This is a genomic window from Brevundimonas sp. Leaf363 (assembly GCF_001424025.1).
Taxonomy (GTDB): domain Bacteria; phylum Pseudomonadota; class Alphaproteobacteria; order Caulobacterales; family Caulobacteraceae; genus Brevundimonas.
In genome coordinates this window covers 1,175,682-1,189,748 of sequence record NZ_LMPZ01000002.1, presented here as the reverse complement: position 1 = coordinate 1,189,748, position 14,067 = coordinate 1,175,682, and the positions used below count along the sequence as shown (strand labels likewise).

Here is a 14,067-nt window from a genome sequence, read left to right as displayed (position 1 = left end):
GCGTTGCGCTATTGAGGCTCATACGCTTCGGAGACCGCCATGCGCGCCCTGCCTGCCCTGCTGCTGTGCCTTGTGCCGCTCGCGAGCTGCGGGCCTCAGACGCCGGCCACGCCCGCCAAGCCGCCGCGCGTGCTGTCGGATACCGAGCGCGCGGCCCTGCTGGCAAACCTGCCCGCGCCCTACAACACCGGCGATCTGGAGAATGGACGCCGCGTCTTCGCCCGCTGCCGGTCGTGCCACACCATCACAGAGGGCGGCTCCAACATGACGGGCCCGAACCTGTGGGGTCTCTTCGGCCGCCAGGCGGGCAGCCACGCCGGCTTCAACTATTCACAGGCCGTGAAGGGCGCCGGCTTCGCCTGGGACGCGGACCATCTGAACCACTGGCTGGCCAATCCCCGCACCTTCTTGCCGGCCAACAAGATGGCCTTCCCGGGCCTGGAAGACGCGACCGACCGGCGCGACGTCATCGCTTTCCTGAAGGTCGAGACGGGCTACCAGCCCTGAGGGACTACTCCGCCGGCGCGGGCGTCGGCCCGTTCGGCGAGACCTCCTGCGCCTCCCACTCCTCGATCTTGCGGGCGGTGTATTCCGGCGACTTGGTGAAGCGCGCCAGGACGCCATAGATCACCGGCACCACGAACAGCGTCAGCACCGTCGAGAAGATGGCGCCGAAGAAGATCACCACGCCGATCGTCTGACGACTGCCCGCCCCGGCCCCGTGCCACAGCACCAGCGGCAGGGCGCCGAAGGCGGTGGCGATCGAGGTCATGATGATCGGCCGCAGGCGCAGGGCGGACGATTCGATGATCGCCTCGCGGATCGAGCGGCCCTGGTCGCGCAGCTGGTTGGCGAACTCGACGATCAGGATGCCGTTCTTGGCCGCCACGCCGATCAGGATGATCAGTCCGATCTGGCTGTAGAGGTTCAGGCTGGACCCGGCCATCAGCAGGCCGAACAGTCCACCCGCCGCCGCCAGGGGCACCGTCAGCATGATCACCGCCGGGGTGATCCAGCTTTCGAACTGCGCCGCCAGCACCAGGAAGACCAGCAACAGCGCCATGCCGAAGGCGAAGGCGACCGCGCCGCCCGCCTCCTGTTGGTCGCGCGCCGCGCCGCCCCATTGGATCGCCACGGCGCCCTGCGGCTGCTTGGCCGCCTCAGCGCGCAGGAAGTCGACCGCGTCGGTGATGGTGTAGCCGTCGTTCAGATCCGCCTGCAGCGAGATGGCGCGCTGGCGATCCAGGCGGCGCCGGTCGGGCGTATCGCCGGACGTCTGTGTCTCCACCACCGACGACAGCGGAACCAGCGATCCACCGCCCGTGCGCACGTACAGCGCCTCCAAGTCGCCGACACTGCGGCGGTTGTCGCGCTCGGTCTGCAGCAGCACGTCGTACTCCTGACCGCCCTTGATGTAGGTCGTGACCCGGCGCGAGCCGAACATGGTCTCCAGCGTGCGGCCGATCTCCTGCGACGAGACACCCAGGCCCGCCGCCCGCTCGGGATCGACGTCGACCAGCAGGCGCGGCGCGTTGGGCTCATAGTTCAGGCGCGGCCGCGACAGGCCGGGGTTCTCCTGCGCCGCCGCCAGGATGGGCTGCAGCCACTGGTAGATGGGCTCGTACTCAGAGCCCGTGACGATCATCTCGACCCCGGTGCCGCCGCCCCCGCCGCCACGCTGGAAAGCGCCCGGCGTCGAGGCGTTGACCTGGGCGTCGGTCTGGCCGCGCAGCTTGCCGTTCAGTTCCTTGGCGATCTCGTCGGCGGTGCGCTCGCGCTTGGACCAGTCGGCCAGGATCAGCACGCCGTTGCCCGAGTTGTAGCTCCCGCCCCCGAACCCGGGCGCGGAGATCAGATAGCTGTCGGCCTCGCCGTTCGCCTTGTACTCGGCCAGGATCGGCTCCAGCCCCATCATGATGCGGCGGGTGTAATCGAAGCCGGCGCCCTCGGGTCCGGCGACGCGCACCTGGACCCGGCCGCGGTCCTCTTGCGGGACCAGTTCGCTGGGCAGGATCTTGAACATGGCGAAGGCGCCGAGCCCGACCAGGCCGATCAGCGCCGCCACGCCGATGACCGCGATCCGGCGTCCCAGCATCATGTCCAGCGAACGACTGTAGGAATCCTTCAGCGCGTCCATCCCGCGGTCGACCCGGCGGGCCAGCCATCCGCCGCCCGCGGCCGGCTTCAGGATTTTGGACGCCAGCATCGGCGACAGGCTCAGCGCCAGGAAGGCCGAGAAGGCGATGGCGGCGGCGATGGCCACGGCCAGTTCGACGAACAGCCGCCCGGTGTAGCCAGGCAGGAACATCAGCGGCGCGAACACGGACAGCAGCACCACGGTCGTCGCCACCACGGCGAAGAAGACCTGACGCGCCCCGCGCTCGGCCGCGACCAGCGGCGGCTCGCCGTGATCCAGGCGTCGCTGGATGTTCTCGACCACGACGATGGCGTCGTCGACCACCAGACCGATGGCCAGCACCAGCGCCAGCAGCGTCAGCAGGTTCAAGGAGAATCCCAGCGGCGCCAGGACGATGAAGGTCGCCAACAGGCAGATCGGCGCCACGATCGACGGGATCAGCGCTGCACGCAGGCTGCCCAGGAAGATGAAGTTCACCAAAGCGACCAGCGCCATGGAGATGCCGATGGTGATCCAGACCTCGTCGATGGCGTGGGAGGTGAAGACCGAGTCGTCGCGGCCCATGTCGATAGTCACGCCGGGCGGCAGGGTCGGCCGGATCTCGTCCATGAAGGCGCGCACGCCCTTGGAGATTTCAAGGTCGTTCGACTGGGCCTGGCGGATGACGGCCAGACCCAGCTGGTCTTCGCCATTGCCCCGGAACAGACGGCGATCCTCCTCGGGGGCCTCCTCCACGCGGGCGATGTCGCCCAGACGGACGACATAGCGCGGCTGGGCCTGGATCGCCGTGGTCGCGCCGCTGGTCGAGCCGTTCAGCGCGGTCGTGCTTGTGGACGCGGCGGGCGCGGCGCCGGCGGTGCCGATCGGCAGCTGGGCGAAGTCGGCGGCGCGTGAATAGGTCCGCGCCACGCGCACCGTGTAGTCCTTCTCGCCCGACTCCAGCGCGCCGGCCGGCAGCTCCACATTCTGGGCGTTCAGCGCCGTCTCGACGTCGCTCACCGTCAGGCCGCGCGAGCCCAGGGCGGCCGCGTCCAGCCAGATGCGCATGGCGTAGCGTTGCTCGCCGAAGATATTGACCTGGGCCACGCCCGGCACCGTGGCCAGACGATCCACCAGATATCGGTCCGCGTAGTCGGTAAGGTCCAGCCGGCTCATGGAATTCGAGCGCAGGAACAGGATGATGATCGGCGAACTGTCCGAGTCGGCCTTGGCCACTTCAGGCGGGTCCGCCTGATCCGGCAGACGGCCCACCACGCGGCTGATCCGGTCGCGCACGTCGTTGGCGGCGTCGTCGATATTGCGGTCCAGCGAGAACTCGATGTTGACGCTGGAACGACCGTCACGGCTGGACGAGGTGATGCGCTCGACGCCCTGGATGCCGGCGATCTGCTGCTCGATCGGCTCGGTGATCCGGTTCTCGATCACCTCGGCCGACGCGCCCGCATAGCTGGTGTTGACCGAGACGACCGGCGGATCGACGTCGGGCAGTTCGCGCACCGACAGGAAGAAGAAGGCGGCGGCCCCGATCACGCACAGGACGATGGCGGCGACCGCGGCGAAGACCGGGCGCCGGACCGCCACATCCGACAGCATCATGGGCGGGCGCTCCCCGCCTGGCCCTGTCTCTGGCGGGCGGGACCGGTCGTCACCGGCGCACCCGCCTGGATGCGGTTCAGGCCGGATGCGACCAGTTGGTCGCCCGCCTGGAGCCCGGAGAGGATCTCAACGAAACCGCCCTCGACGGCGCCGGCCTCGAGCGCGATGCGCTGGGCGGTCGAGCCGTTCTCGCCGCCCGCGATCCGATAGACGAAGGCGCCCGCGCCCTCGTACTGCACGGCCGCCTCGGGCACGGCCAAGGCCGTACGCTGACCCTGGCTGGCGACGACGCGCATCATCATGCCGGGCCGGATGCGTCCGCCGGGATTGGGGAAGACGGCGCGCGCGGTGGCGGCGCGGGTCTGTTCGTTCACGCGGGTGTCGATCAAGGCGATCCGGCCGGAGAAGGTCTCGCCGCCAAAGGCGTCCGCCGTCGCCGTGATCGGCGTGCCGGCGCTCAGCTGCCCCAGGTAGCGCTCGGGCAGCGGGAAATCGACGCGGATGCTGGAGATATCGTCCAGGGTGGTGATGACGCCGCCGGGGCTGATCAGCGTGCCCGCCGTCACTGTCGTCAGGCCCAGAACGCCGGCGAAAGGCGCTCTCAGGACGCGGTCGCCCCGGCGCGCGCGGGCCGCGGCCAGCCCTGCCCGGGCCGTCGCCAGCGACGTGTCGGCCTGTTCCGCGGTCACACGGGGCGCGACGCCGCGCTCGGCCAGGGTGCGGTAGCGGTCGGCCTCGCGCTGAGCCTGCGCCACCTGCGCCTGGGCCTCGATGATGTCGGCGTCCTCTTCGCGCGCCTGCAGTTCGACCAGAGGCGTGCCGGCGGCGACGCGCTGGCCGTCCGAGAACATGACGCGTGTGATCAGCTCGGTCTGAGACGAGGTGATGTTCACCGAGCGGGCGCCCCGCGCCACGCCCAGGACCACGACCCGGTCGTTGAACGGTCGCTGGCCCACCACGGCGACCGCCACCTGTTGTCCGCGGCCGCCGGCGCGCGGACCGGCCGCCGCCTTCTCATCCCCGCCGAACGCCACCCGCCAAACGGCGGCCAGAACCATGAGGCCGATCAGGCACGCGGCGGCGATCAGGAAGAAGTGACGCTTGAACAATCGGACGCTCCGGGAGGCGCGCCCCGATTAACGGCTCGGCGCACCTGCGCAACATTAAGTCTGTGTAACGCTCGCTGTTCCGGTTTCCGTCGCGGAATATTTCGGCTCAGAAACGTCGCCACACCCCGACTACAGGGCCTGACAGGATGGCGACCTCGCGCCCTGCGACCGTCTGTCGCCATCCGGCCTGCAGGCTCCAGTCGCCCACCCGGCGCACCACCGAGGTCTCCAGCGACGACCAGCGCGCGCCTGCGTCGTCGGTCTGCCCGCCGAACGCCTGGCCCAGCAGCAGCCAGTCGCCGTACCAGGCGCCGGCGGTGGCGTCGACCCTCACCTCGTCCGGCAGGCCGTCGCGCATCCGGCGCGCCGCCTCGACTTCGACGAAGGCCTGATCCGGCGCGCCCTTCCGGTCGAACACCCAGGACGTGCCGCCGGCCGCCCGCACCTCGAAATCATGCTCGCCCACGCCCGGATCGGCATAGCCGGCGTTGCGCCCCTCGCCCGCGTCGGCATAGCCGACATAAAGGCTGACGGCGCTGTAGTCGCTGCGCCAGGCCTGCCAGGTCAGGCCGATCTCCAGCGGCCCTCGCCCATCGTAGTCGACGAAGGCGTCCTCGCCCGACTGGTAGTCGGCCTTCAACTGCACCGTGATGCGCTCGGTCAGGCCGTATTCGGCCAGCAGGCGTGCGGCGGATTCCAGGCGCTGCGCCGGCAGGGCGGCGGCGGCGCCGTCAGGACCGTAGCCGTCGTCAGCCTCCAGCGCCTCGTACTTGATGATGACTTGCCCCTGCCCCTTCGGCTGGGCCCACGCGTTGGCCAACGCCGACGACGGCGCCGCGATACAGGCGATCAGCAGCAGCCCCCCTGCTGATCTCAAACGTCGTAGCCCGGCGACTTTCGGCTCAACTGGCGCAGCGTCCCCGGCCAGGCCAGACCCGCCACGAACGGCAGGCCCCGCCCCTGCTCCTTGGTCTCGGCCTGGGCGGCGTCAGGGGCGAACAGAACGTTCTCGCGACCGCCCGACAGAGCCGCCACCTGCTGGGCGCAGGCGCGCTCCAGGAAGAACATCCCCACCCAGGCCTGCGCCGCCGTCTGCCCGACCGCCAGCGTCCCGTGATTGCGTAGCAGCATCAGCGGCTTGTCGCCCAGATCGGCCACCAGCCGCTCCCGCTCGTCATGGTTCAGCGCCAACCCCTCATAGCCGTGATAGGCGACCTGATGCTGCAACAGGCAGGCGTTCTGGCCGATGGGCAGCAGACCCTCCTTCTGCGCCGCCACGCCCACGCCCGCGACCGTGTGCAGGTGGATGACGAAATGCGCATCCTCCCGCGCCGCATGGATCGCCGAGTGGATGGTGAAGCCCGCCGGATTGATGAAGCTGTCGGTTTGCTGGACGATGTTCCCCTCCAGATCGACCTTCACCAGGCTAGAGGCGGTGATCTCGTCAAAGAACCAGCCGTAGGGGTTGATCAGGAAATGATGCTCCGGCCCCGGCACGCGGGCCGAGACGTGGGTGAAGATCATGTCGTCCCAGCCATGCAGGGCGACCAGGCGATAAAGGGCCGCCAGATCCACCCGGGCCTGCCATTCGGCGTCCGAGACCCGGCTCTTGAGCGATTGCGCGGCGCCGTCGGCCATCTGTGCGTCCTTGAGTTGTTCTTCCCGGTTTGCAGACAACGCCGTTGACGCCGCGTTGGTCAAGCCGGCGCTGCATCTTCAGGCTTCGTTAACCGCATCTTCACCGGCTCCGCTGAAGCTCGCGGCGAGATCGAGGAGAGGCCTCTTGTCCGCTGTCCCGCTGCCCGTGACGCCGCCCGTGCGCCGGATGGATGCGCACGGCCTGCTGGAACTGGCCCACAGCCGCACCGTCGACGATCGCCAACGTCTGCTGCTGGGCGTGGCCTCCCTGTGTGACGCGACGCCCCCGGGCGCCGAGCTGTCGCCCGTCCTGGCCGAAATCTTCCTGACCCTGGCGCGCCAGGCCGAGCGCGAGTTGCGCCAGGTCCTGGCCCATCGCCTGGCCACCGCAGAATGGGCGCCGCGCGCCCTCATCAACATGCTGGCGCTGGACGAGATCGAGATCGCCCGCCCGATCATCGCCGCCAGCCCCCTGTTGCGTGACGAAGACCTGCTGCGCGTGCTGGTCGAGGCGACCATCGAGCATCAGATCGAGGTGGCCCGCCGCCCCTATCTCAGCGGCGTGGTTTGCGACGCGGTGATCGAGAAGGGCGAGCCGGGCGTCATGACCGCCCTCGCCGGCAACCGCTCCGCCGAGATCGGCGAGGACGGCATGCGCCGCCTGATCGACGACGCCCGGCGCATCGCCGGCCTGCGCGCGCCCCTGTCGCGCCATCCCCGCCTGACCGAGGCGCTGGGCAAGCAGCTGTATCAATGGGTGGGCGACGCCCTGCAGGAAGCCATCGCCGAGCGCTTCCGCGTCGATCCCGCCAAACTGGCCAGCGCCGTCAACGGCGCGGTCGATCGCACCACCGCATCGTGGACGCAGGCCCCCTCGCAGAGTCGGATCGACGAAGCCGAGCGACTGGAGATGGAGCGGCGGCTGATCGTCAAGCTGCAGGCCGCCGGCCAACTGCGCGCCAGCTTCCTGGTCAAGGCGATCCGCGAAGGCCGCCTCAGCCTGTTCGAACAGGCCCTGGCCATGCTGGGCGGCTTCACGCTCGGCCAGGTTCGCGCCGCCGCGCGCGCCCGGACCGCCGACGCCCTCTATCTGGCCTGCGCCTCCGTGGGCGTGGATCGCGCCATCTTCTCGGCCATGCTGACGGACATGAAGCGACTGACAGGCGGCCATCCCGCCGAGCCGGCCGCCGCCCAGACCATGACCATCGCGGGCGATGCCGCAGGCGTCATGTTCCGCCGCCTGATGCAGCCGGAACAGGCGGTCGGCTGATCGGCGTTTGACACGCCCGCCGCGCTCGGCTTTGCCTGTGGCGTGAGCACGCCCCCTACCCTCGCCTTCGTCGCCAGCGACCGTCCCGAGGCCCAGCTGGCCCGTCAGACGCTCGAAGCGCGCTACGGCGGCGTCGCCGAGACCGAGGCCGACGTCATCGTCGCCCTGGGCGGGGATGGCTTCATGCTGGAGGTCCTGCACCGCAACCTGCGCGCCAAGACGCCCGTCTACGGCATGAACCGAGGCTCGGTCGGGTTCCTGATGAACGACTACGACGAGGCCGGTCTGATCGAGCGCATCGCCGCCGCCGGCCGCGCCGTCATCCATCCCCTGCAGATGGACGCCTGGGGCGAGAGCGGTCAGGTCCAGAGCGGCCTGGCCATCAATGAAGTCTCCCTGCTGCGCCAGACGCGCCAGAGCGCGAAACTGAAGATCTCCATCGACGGCCGTGTGCGGATGGAGGAACTGGCCTGCGACGGCTGCCTGGTCGCAACGCCCGCCGGCTCGACCGCCTACAATCTGTCGGCGCATGGTCCGATCATTCCGCTGGATGCGCGGATGCTGGCCTTGACGCCGATCAGCGCCTTCCGCCCCCGCCGCTGGCGCGGGGCCTTGCTGCCCCAGAGCTCAAAGGTCCGCTTCGACGTGCTGGAGGCCGACAAGCGTCCGGTCAGCGCCACGGCTGACAGCTTCGAGGTCCGCCGTGTCGTCTGCGTGGAGGTGCACGAGCGCCGCGACGTGGAACTCGCGATGCTGTTCGACGCCGGCCGGTCGTTCGAAGAGCGCGTTTTGTCAGAACAATTCGCCAGCTGACCGGTCACCCCTTCTTAAGGACGGACGCGCATAGTCCTCAGGATTGTTCCTGGAGCTTGCCTCGTGACCAGTTCTGCCCAAGTGATCCGTCCGCCGAACACCCTGCGCCTCAAGGTCGGCGGCGGCGGCATCGACGCCGGCGCCATCGCCAAGGCTGAGGCCGCCCTGCAGGCCATGTCGGCCCAGTTCGGCCAGTGGCTGCAGGACGAGATCACCAAGCTGGAAGCGGCCCAGGCCGCCATCCGCACCGAGGGCTACAACACCGCCACGGCCGAGGCGCTCTATTTCCGGGCGCACGACCTGAAGGGTCTGGGCGGCACCTATCAATACCCGCTGGTCACCCGCTTGGCCGGTTCGCTGTGCAAGATGCTGGATGATCCGGCCAAGCGCACCCAGGCCCCGCTGGTCGTCCTCGACGCACACATCGACGCCATCCGCGCCGTGGTGCGCGACAAGATCCAGACTGACGACCACCCCGTCGGCCGCATGCTGGCCGAGACGCTGGAAGCGCGCGTCCGCGAATACCTGGGCTGAACCCATCTGAACGAGAGATTCGGGCGGCGTCGCGATGCGGCGCCGCCCTTTTTTATTGGGCGGATCAGGCGGCTGAGGCGCGGGCCATCGCGGAGGTCGTGGCCGCCGGGCGGTCCAGCCGCTCCATCAGATAAGCCAAGTCCTCGCGCGGCGTGTTGGGACGTTGGGTCAGGAAGCGCTCCAGCATCTGCTGGCGGAAGTCCTCGCCCGTCGTGTCCGCACCCTCGGCCTGCAGTGCGCGCCAGGTGTCGACACCGGCGCGGAAGGCGGCGAACAGGCGCGGCGGCAGTCCGGCCCGGTCATAGATGGCCTTCAGCCCCAGCGGCCCGGCGTCATGCACCATCAGCCAGACGCGCGAATGCGGCGCCCCGGCCAGCTCGGCCAGCCCGTGTTCCAGCAGCTCCACATGACCCCGCGCCAGCGCCCGCAGCAGCAGCGACGGCGTCAGCGCGCGTCGGGCGTTCAGCTGGGTGACGAACTGGCCCAGATCCGCGCTGGACGCCGCCTGGTCCACCAGATCCACCGTCGCCCGCTCGCGCGCGAACTGGGCCAGGCGGATGGCGGCCTCGGCCGACACCGCGTGGCGTGTCGCCAGATGCTCACGCACGGCGTCGCTGGCCATCTCGATCAGGCGCTCGGTGACGCTCAGCGGCAGAGCCTGGCGATAGGCGATGGCGGCGACGATCTCGGGCGTCTCGCCGAACCGGTCGACGGCGATGTTCAGGGAGCCTTCGGAAATGTCCGCGTTGTCGTTGGCGGCCAGCACGCGCACCGAGGCCTCCGCCCCCTCGCGGACCAGCACGTCGGCCACGTCCCGGCCGACGCGGGCGCGGGACGCGACGGCGCTCTGGCGCACGGCCGAACCGGCGCGAACGATCTCGATCAGGTCCTCGTCCGAAAAGACCGGCGAAAAGGCGATGATGGGCAGGGCCACGCTGTCGACATCGGCGGCCAGTCGGCGCGCGACATCGTGCGGGATCAGGTCCGAGGCCTTCAGCGTCACCGCCATCGCCCGGCGCACCATCTCGGCGGCGTCGGCGGCCATGACCCGCAGGATCTTCTCGGCGGCGGCGCGGTCCTCGGCCGTCAGGTCGGCGCGGTCCATGTTGCGGCACAGCTTGTGGGCCGCGGCGGCGCGCTCATCCTCGTCCGTCGCCTTGATGAGGCGCCGGATGTCCGCCTCGGTCAGACGCGTGCGATAGGCGGTCATGGGAATCGTCTCGTCGGTTTAGCCCATGAGACCCTTGCGCCGACGAGATTAACAGCCGCTTTACCTTAAGCGGTCGCCCGTCAGCTTCGATCGACGAACGTATCGCCGAATCCGCCGGAATGGCCCCCTTCGCCCGGCTGACCTAGCAGCATCTGCAGCAACGCCTGATCCTGCTTCAGGCGATCCAGACGCGCGGCCAGGGCGCGGTCCTTGTCGCTCATGTCGGGCACGGCGTCCGGCGATCCGGCGCCCGAGGCCGGCGCGCCTTCGCCCGCCGTGCGCTGCAGATTGGCGTGCACCTCGGCCACCGTCGCGGCGCGGCCTTCACGGTAGAAGATCGAGCGGTTGGCCGAGGCCGCCTCGGGGAACAGGGACGCGGCGCTGGAGCCCGGCCGGCTGACCATCGCCTCCATCAGCTTGGCGGCCCCCGCCGGGCCCAGGAAGTGTGCGGCGTACAAGTCGCCGGCGCCCGGCTCTCGCCCCGTCCGGCCCCGCAGATAGGCGGCGTTGGACGCCGTCAGCTCGCCCGCCATCGTCGATGCGGCATCGGCGTCGAAGCGCAGGTCCATCACCACATTCCGCGCCGAGCCGTCCACCCGCCAGCGGCCGTCCGAGCCCTGGTGGATCAGATCGGCGTACTGGCCGTAGCCGTGCTGGGCGCCATGGCGTTTGACGGTGCTCAGCCAGGTCTGCTCGATGAACTGGAACAGCCCGGCGGCCGAGGACGTGCGGGCGCGGGCCGACGGGTTCAGCGCGCTCTCGCGGCGCGCCGTCTTCATAAGGAAGTCGAAGTCGACGCCCGTCGTGCGGGAGGCCCTGCGAATGGCCGCCTCGACGCCGCCCGACGATGGAATCGCGCTGATGGCCATGACGCCCGAGATGTCGGCGATCATGGTTAATCAAACCTGAATCGTTAACGCCGCAATCCCGCCGCAACTTGGGCGCGAGCTTCGCTTGCGGGCGTCGTCCCAGAACGCCCATAGGGAGAGTTCGGCCATGATGATGCAAGCCGCCGGGGGACCCGGCCTGATCAGCCCGATCGACTTCGGGGAACGCAAGAAGCCCATGCCGCGCTGGATGTGGGCCGCCATCGGCGTCTCCGCTCTGGTGCATGTCGGCATCGGCGTCGCCCTCTACGCCCAGCGGTTCGAGAGCCCTCCGCCGGCTCAAATCGACGAAGGGCCGATCTTCCAGATCGACATGACCCGCCCGGTCATTCCGCCCAAGCCGGCGACCCAGACGCCGGATGCGCCCAAGCCGCCGACGCCGATCCACGCGACGCCCATGCCGCAGCAGGTGACGGAGCTTTCGCCCCTGAACCCCCCGCTGACGCCGGGCGAGGCGACCAGCGATCCGGTGATTTCGGTGGCCCCCGAAGTCACGCAGCCGGGAACCGGCGCGGCGCCCGCGCCCGACCCGCAGCCCTCGGTGATCACAAACCCGAGTTGGGCGCGCATGCCGTCGGGCGACCAGATGGCGCGGGCCTACCCCTCGCGCGCCATCGGCCAGAACATCCAGGGCTCAGCCAGCCTGCGCTGCCAGGTGACGGCCAACGGCGGCCTGACGGGCTGCGCGGTCGTGTCCGAAACGCCGGGCGGCTACGGCTTCGGCCGGGCCGCCGTGCAGCTGTCGCGCTACTTCCGCATGAACCCCCGCACCGTCGACGGCCAGGCGGTGGACGGCGCCACCGTCAGCTTCGGCGTCCGCTTCAACCTGCCGGAGTAAACCTGAGAGGATCGAGGGCGGCGGCGTCGGCGACCGGCGTCCTGCCCTCGATCGCATCGGCCACGACCCGGGCCACCAGCGGCGCCAGCAGCCAGCCATTGCGGCGCGGCGCCAGCGCCAGCCACAGCCGCGGCGCGGCGAAACCCGCCATCGGCAAGCCGTCTGCCGTCGCCCCGCGCACGCCGACGCGCCACTCGACCGGCCCCTGCGGCGCCCAGCCGAGCCGGTCGGCCAAGGCAAGCAGGTGCTCGGCTGCGGCCGGGTCGGGTGCGAGGTCCGTCCGGCCGGTCTCCATCGTCGCGCCGATCAGGGCGCCGCCCTCGGCTGGGGCAAGATAGCCACCGGTCGTGCGCGTCGCCTGGGCGAGGGGAGCGCCGAACGCGCGGCCGATCTGGCCCCGGACAGGCGCGATCTGGGCGATGCGGGCGGCGACGTCGCTGGGCGCACCGGGCAAGGGCGCGGCGGCGCCGGTGGCGAGGACCAGGCTCGTGGCGCGGATCGCGCCGGTCGAGGTTTCGATTGTACAGCCATGGGCATCAGCGCGAACCGACTTGGCGTTGGCGGTCACGACATCGACCGAGGCACGAAGCCGGCCGAGGGCGGCTTCAGCCGCGACCTGCCAGTCATCGGGCGTGACGACCTGATCGCCATCCAGCGTGGCAGTGAAACCCAATGCGGTCAGGCGCTCGGCGACAGCGGCCGCATCCGCGCCAAGCCAAACGCCGCCGGTTCGGGTCAGGACGATGCCACTGCGCTCGGCGAAGGCGGGCCACAGGTCGCGGGCGTTTCGGAACAGAGCCGCACGCTCAGGCGAAGCGCCTTCCAGAGCGGCCTCCATGGCCGGGGCGATCATGCCGGCGGCGACCGACGATGCGTTGGCGCCGCCGGGGTCGATGACGGTCACGGTGTGGCCACGCGCGGTCATCTCGGCCGCGGTGGCAAGGCCGAGAACGCCGGCGCCGATGACGGCGATGTCGACTTGGGAGGTCACGCGGGGTGGATCGGACCGGTAGGCGGGAAACGCAAGGTCGCGCGGCGAAAAAGCTCAATCGCCTTCCCTCTCCCAGAGGGAGAGGGCTTGAGCCCACAGAGCGCAGCGATGTGTCTTGGCCGAAAGGGTGAGGGGACCGCCCTCACCGGTTGGCCGCCCACCCCTCACCCTTTCGCGCCAGAACGACGGCTGCGCCGCCGTGCGCTCAAGCCCTCTCCCTCTGGGAGAGGGAAGAGAAAGCCGCTATCCCCTGCCCATGACCGGACACACCCTCTAATGGCCTGGACCCGCCAGTACGACGGCGACGAGCCGCAGCGGATCAACAAGTGGCTGGGCCAGTCGGGCGTCTGCTCGCGCCGCGAGGCCGAGGGGCTGATCGCTGAAGGGCTGGTCTCCATCGACGGCGAGACGGTGCTGGACGCCGGGCGCAAGATCCTGACCGGACAGACGTTGACCCTCAGCGACCGCGCCGAGGCGTCGCTGGCGTCCTCCATCTCGATCATCCTGCACAAGCCGGCGGGTTATGTGTCGGGCCAGCCGGAGCCGGGGAAGCTGCCGGCCGCCCGACTGCTGATCGCCGAGAACCGGGTCGGTGACGGGACGATCCCGGGACGCGACGCCGTCCCGCCGATCGGGCGGCTGGACGAGGATTCGCGCGGCCTGCTGCTGATGAGCACCGATGGGGTGGTGGCCAAGGCGGTGATCGGGCCAGAGAGCGACCTGGAGAAGGAATATCTGGTCCGCGTCCGGGGCGACATCACCGAGGACAAGCTGACCTGGCTCCGGCACGGGCTGGAGCTGGACGGGCGCAAGCTGAAACCCGCGCGGGTCACGCAGATGGAGCCCAACCGCCTGCGTTTCATCCTCAAGGAAGGCCGCAACCGGCAGATCCGGCGGATGTGCGAGCTGGTCGATCTGGGAGTCTCGGACCTGTGGCGCATCCGGGTCGGGCCGCTGAACCTGACGGGCCTGAACGAGGGCCAATGGCGGGCCCTGACGACCGAAGAACGGACGAGGCTGGTCGGGGGCTGACCGACTCGCCCC

The 14,067-nt window shown here is 70.1% G+C and carries 13 protein-coding genes; 6 read left to right on the top strand and 7 right to left on the bottom strand.

The window, feature by feature from the left end:
* Positions 1-39 precede the first annotated feature (39 nt).
* Positions 40-507 (top strand): cytochrome c family protein, encoded by a 468-nt coding sequence (locus ASG17_RS08935; RefSeq protein WP_056101990.1) that lies wholly within the window; start codon positions 40-42, stop codon positions 505-507.
* 4 nt (positions 508-511) lie between these two features.
* Here the strand turns inward: ASG17_RS08935 and ASG17_RS08930 are convergent, their stop codons facing one another.
* From ASG17_RS08930 to ASG17_RS08915, 4 genes are all read right to left on the bottom strand, one after another.
* Positions 512-3,730, bottom strand: a complete 3,219-nt coding sequence (locus tag ASG17_RS08930; protein ID WP_056101987.1) for an efflux RND transporter permease subunit — start codon at positions 3,728-3,730, stop codon at positions 512-514.
* The gene (locus tag ASG17_RS08925; RefSeq protein ID WP_056101984.1) at positions 3,730-4,842 is read right to left on the bottom strand and encodes an efflux RND transporter periplasmic adaptor subunit; all 1,113 of its coding nucleotides are present in this window, start codon (positions 4,840-4,842) and stop codon (positions 3,730-3,732) included. Before ASG17_RS08925 ends, ASG17_RS08930 begins: the two co-directional genes overlap by 1 nt.
* Before the next feature lie 106 nt (positions 4,843-4,948).
* On the bottom strand, positions 4,949-5,719 hold the full coding sequence (locus ASG17_RS08920) for a hypothetical protein (RefSeq protein WP_235560394.1): 771 nt from the start codon (positions 5,717-5,719) through the stop codon (positions 4,949-4,951).
* Positions 5,716-6,480: a class II aldolase/adducin family protein gene (locus ASG17_RS08915; protein ID WP_056101981.1), complete on the bottom strand. Its 765-nt coding sequence runs from the start codon at positions 6,478-6,480 to the stop codon at positions 5,716-5,718. The genes ASG17_RS08920 and ASG17_RS08915 overlap by 4 nt, the downstream gene beginning before the upstream one ends.
* 145 nt (positions 6,481-6,625) lie before the next feature.
* On the opposite strand from ASG17_RS08915, the gene ASG17_RS08910 reads away from it, so the two are divergent.
* From ASG17_RS08910 to ASG17_RS08900, 3 genes are all read left to right on the top strand, one after another.
* Entirely contained in the window at positions 6,626-7,750 is a 1,125-nt protein-coding gene (locus tag ASG17_RS08910) for a DUF2336 domain-containing protein (protein WP_235560393.1), read from the top strand.
* Positions 7,751-7,792: 42 nt separating this feature from the next.
* Positions 7,793-8,563: an NAD kinase gene (locus ASG17_RS08905; protein ID WP_056101980.1), complete on the top strand. Its 771-nt coding sequence runs from the start codon at positions 7,793-7,795 to the stop codon at positions 8,561-8,563.
* 63 nt (positions 8,564-8,626) lie between these two features.
* The gene (locus tag ASG17_RS08900; protein WP_056101977.1) at positions 8,627-9,097 is read left to right on the top strand and encodes a histidine phosphotransferase; all 471 of its coding nucleotides are present in this window, start codon (positions 8,627-8,629) and stop codon (positions 9,095-9,097) included.
* Between the two features lie 64 nt (positions 9,098-9,161).
* On the opposite strand, the gene ASG17_RS08895 is transcribed toward ASG17_RS08900, so the two are convergent.
* Positions 9,162-10,307 carry a DUF2336 domain-containing protein gene (locus ASG17_RS08895; protein WP_056101975.1) on the bottom strand — a complete coding sequence of 382 codons (1,146 nt, stop codon included), beginning with the start codon at positions 10,305-10,307 and terminating at the stop codon, positions 9,162-9,164.
* Positions 10,308-10,387: 80 nt separating this feature from the next.
* Positions 10,388-11,200 (bottom strand): transglycosylase SLT domain-containing protein, encoded by an 813-nt coding sequence (locus ASG17_RS08890; protein WP_369796678.1) that lies wholly within the window; start codon positions 11,198-11,200, stop codon positions 10,388-10,390.
* 103 nt (positions 11,201-11,303) lie between these two features.
* Between ASG17_RS08890 and ASG17_RS08885 the strand changes: the two genes are divergently transcribed.
* Positions 11,304-12,032: a TonB family protein gene (locus ASG17_RS08885; protein ID WP_056101972.1), complete on the top strand. Its 729-nt coding sequence runs from the start codon at positions 11,304-11,306 to the stop codon at positions 12,030-12,032.
* Here ASG17_RS08885 and ASG17_RS08880 read toward each other — a convergent pair.
* The gene (locus ASG17_RS08880) at positions 12,016-13,023 is read right to left on the bottom strand and encodes an FAD-binding oxidoreductase (protein WP_056101969.1); all 1,008 of its coding nucleotides are present in this window, start codon (positions 13,021-13,023) and stop codon (positions 12,016-12,018) included. The genes ASG17_RS08885 and ASG17_RS08880 overlap by 17 nt on opposite strands.
* 276 nt (positions 13,024-13,299) lie before the next feature.
* On the opposite strand from ASG17_RS08880, the gene ASG17_RS08875 reads away from it, so the two are divergent.
* Positions 13,300-14,055 carry a pseudouridine synthase gene (locus tag ASG17_RS08875; RefSeq protein ID WP_056101967.1) on the top strand — a complete coding sequence of 252 codons (756 nt, stop codon included), beginning with the start codon at positions 13,300-13,302 and terminating at the stop codon, positions 14,053-14,055.
* The last annotated feature ends 12 nt before the right edge of the window (positions 14,056-14,067 follow it).

What these genes read in the sequence shown, in the direction of transcription:
- ASG17_RS08885 (WP_056101972.1), top strand. Translation starts at nt 11,304, where the DNA reads ATGATGATGCAAGCCGCCGGGGGACCCGGCCTGATCAGCCCGATCGAC.
- ASG17_RS08915 (WP_056101981.1), bottom strand. Translation starts at nt 6,480, where the DNA reads ATGGCCGACGGCGCCGCGCAATCGCTCAAGAGCCGGGTCTCGGACGCC.
- ASG17_RS08935 (WP_056101990.1), top strand. Translation starts at nt 40, where the DNA reads ATGCGCGCCCTGCCTGCCCTGCTGCTGTGCCTTGTGCCGCTCGCGAGC.
- ASG17_RS08930 (WP_056101987.1), bottom strand. Translation starts at nt 3,730, where the DNA reads ATGCTGTCGGATGTGGCGGTCCGGCGCCCGGTCTTCGCCGCGGTCGCC.
- ASG17_RS08875 (WP_056101967.1), top strand. Translation starts at nt 13,300, where the DNA reads ATGGCCTGGACCCGCCAGTACGACGGCGACGAGCCGCAGCGGATCAAC.
- ASG17_RS08890 (WP_369796678.1), bottom strand. Translation starts at nt 11,200, where the DNA reads ATGATCGCCGACATCTCGGGCGTCATGGCCATCAGCGCGATTCCATCG.
- ASG17_RS08895 (WP_056101975.1), bottom strand. Translation starts at nt 10,307, where the DNA reads ATGACCGCCTATCGCACGCGTCTGACCGAGGCGGACATCCGGCGCCTC.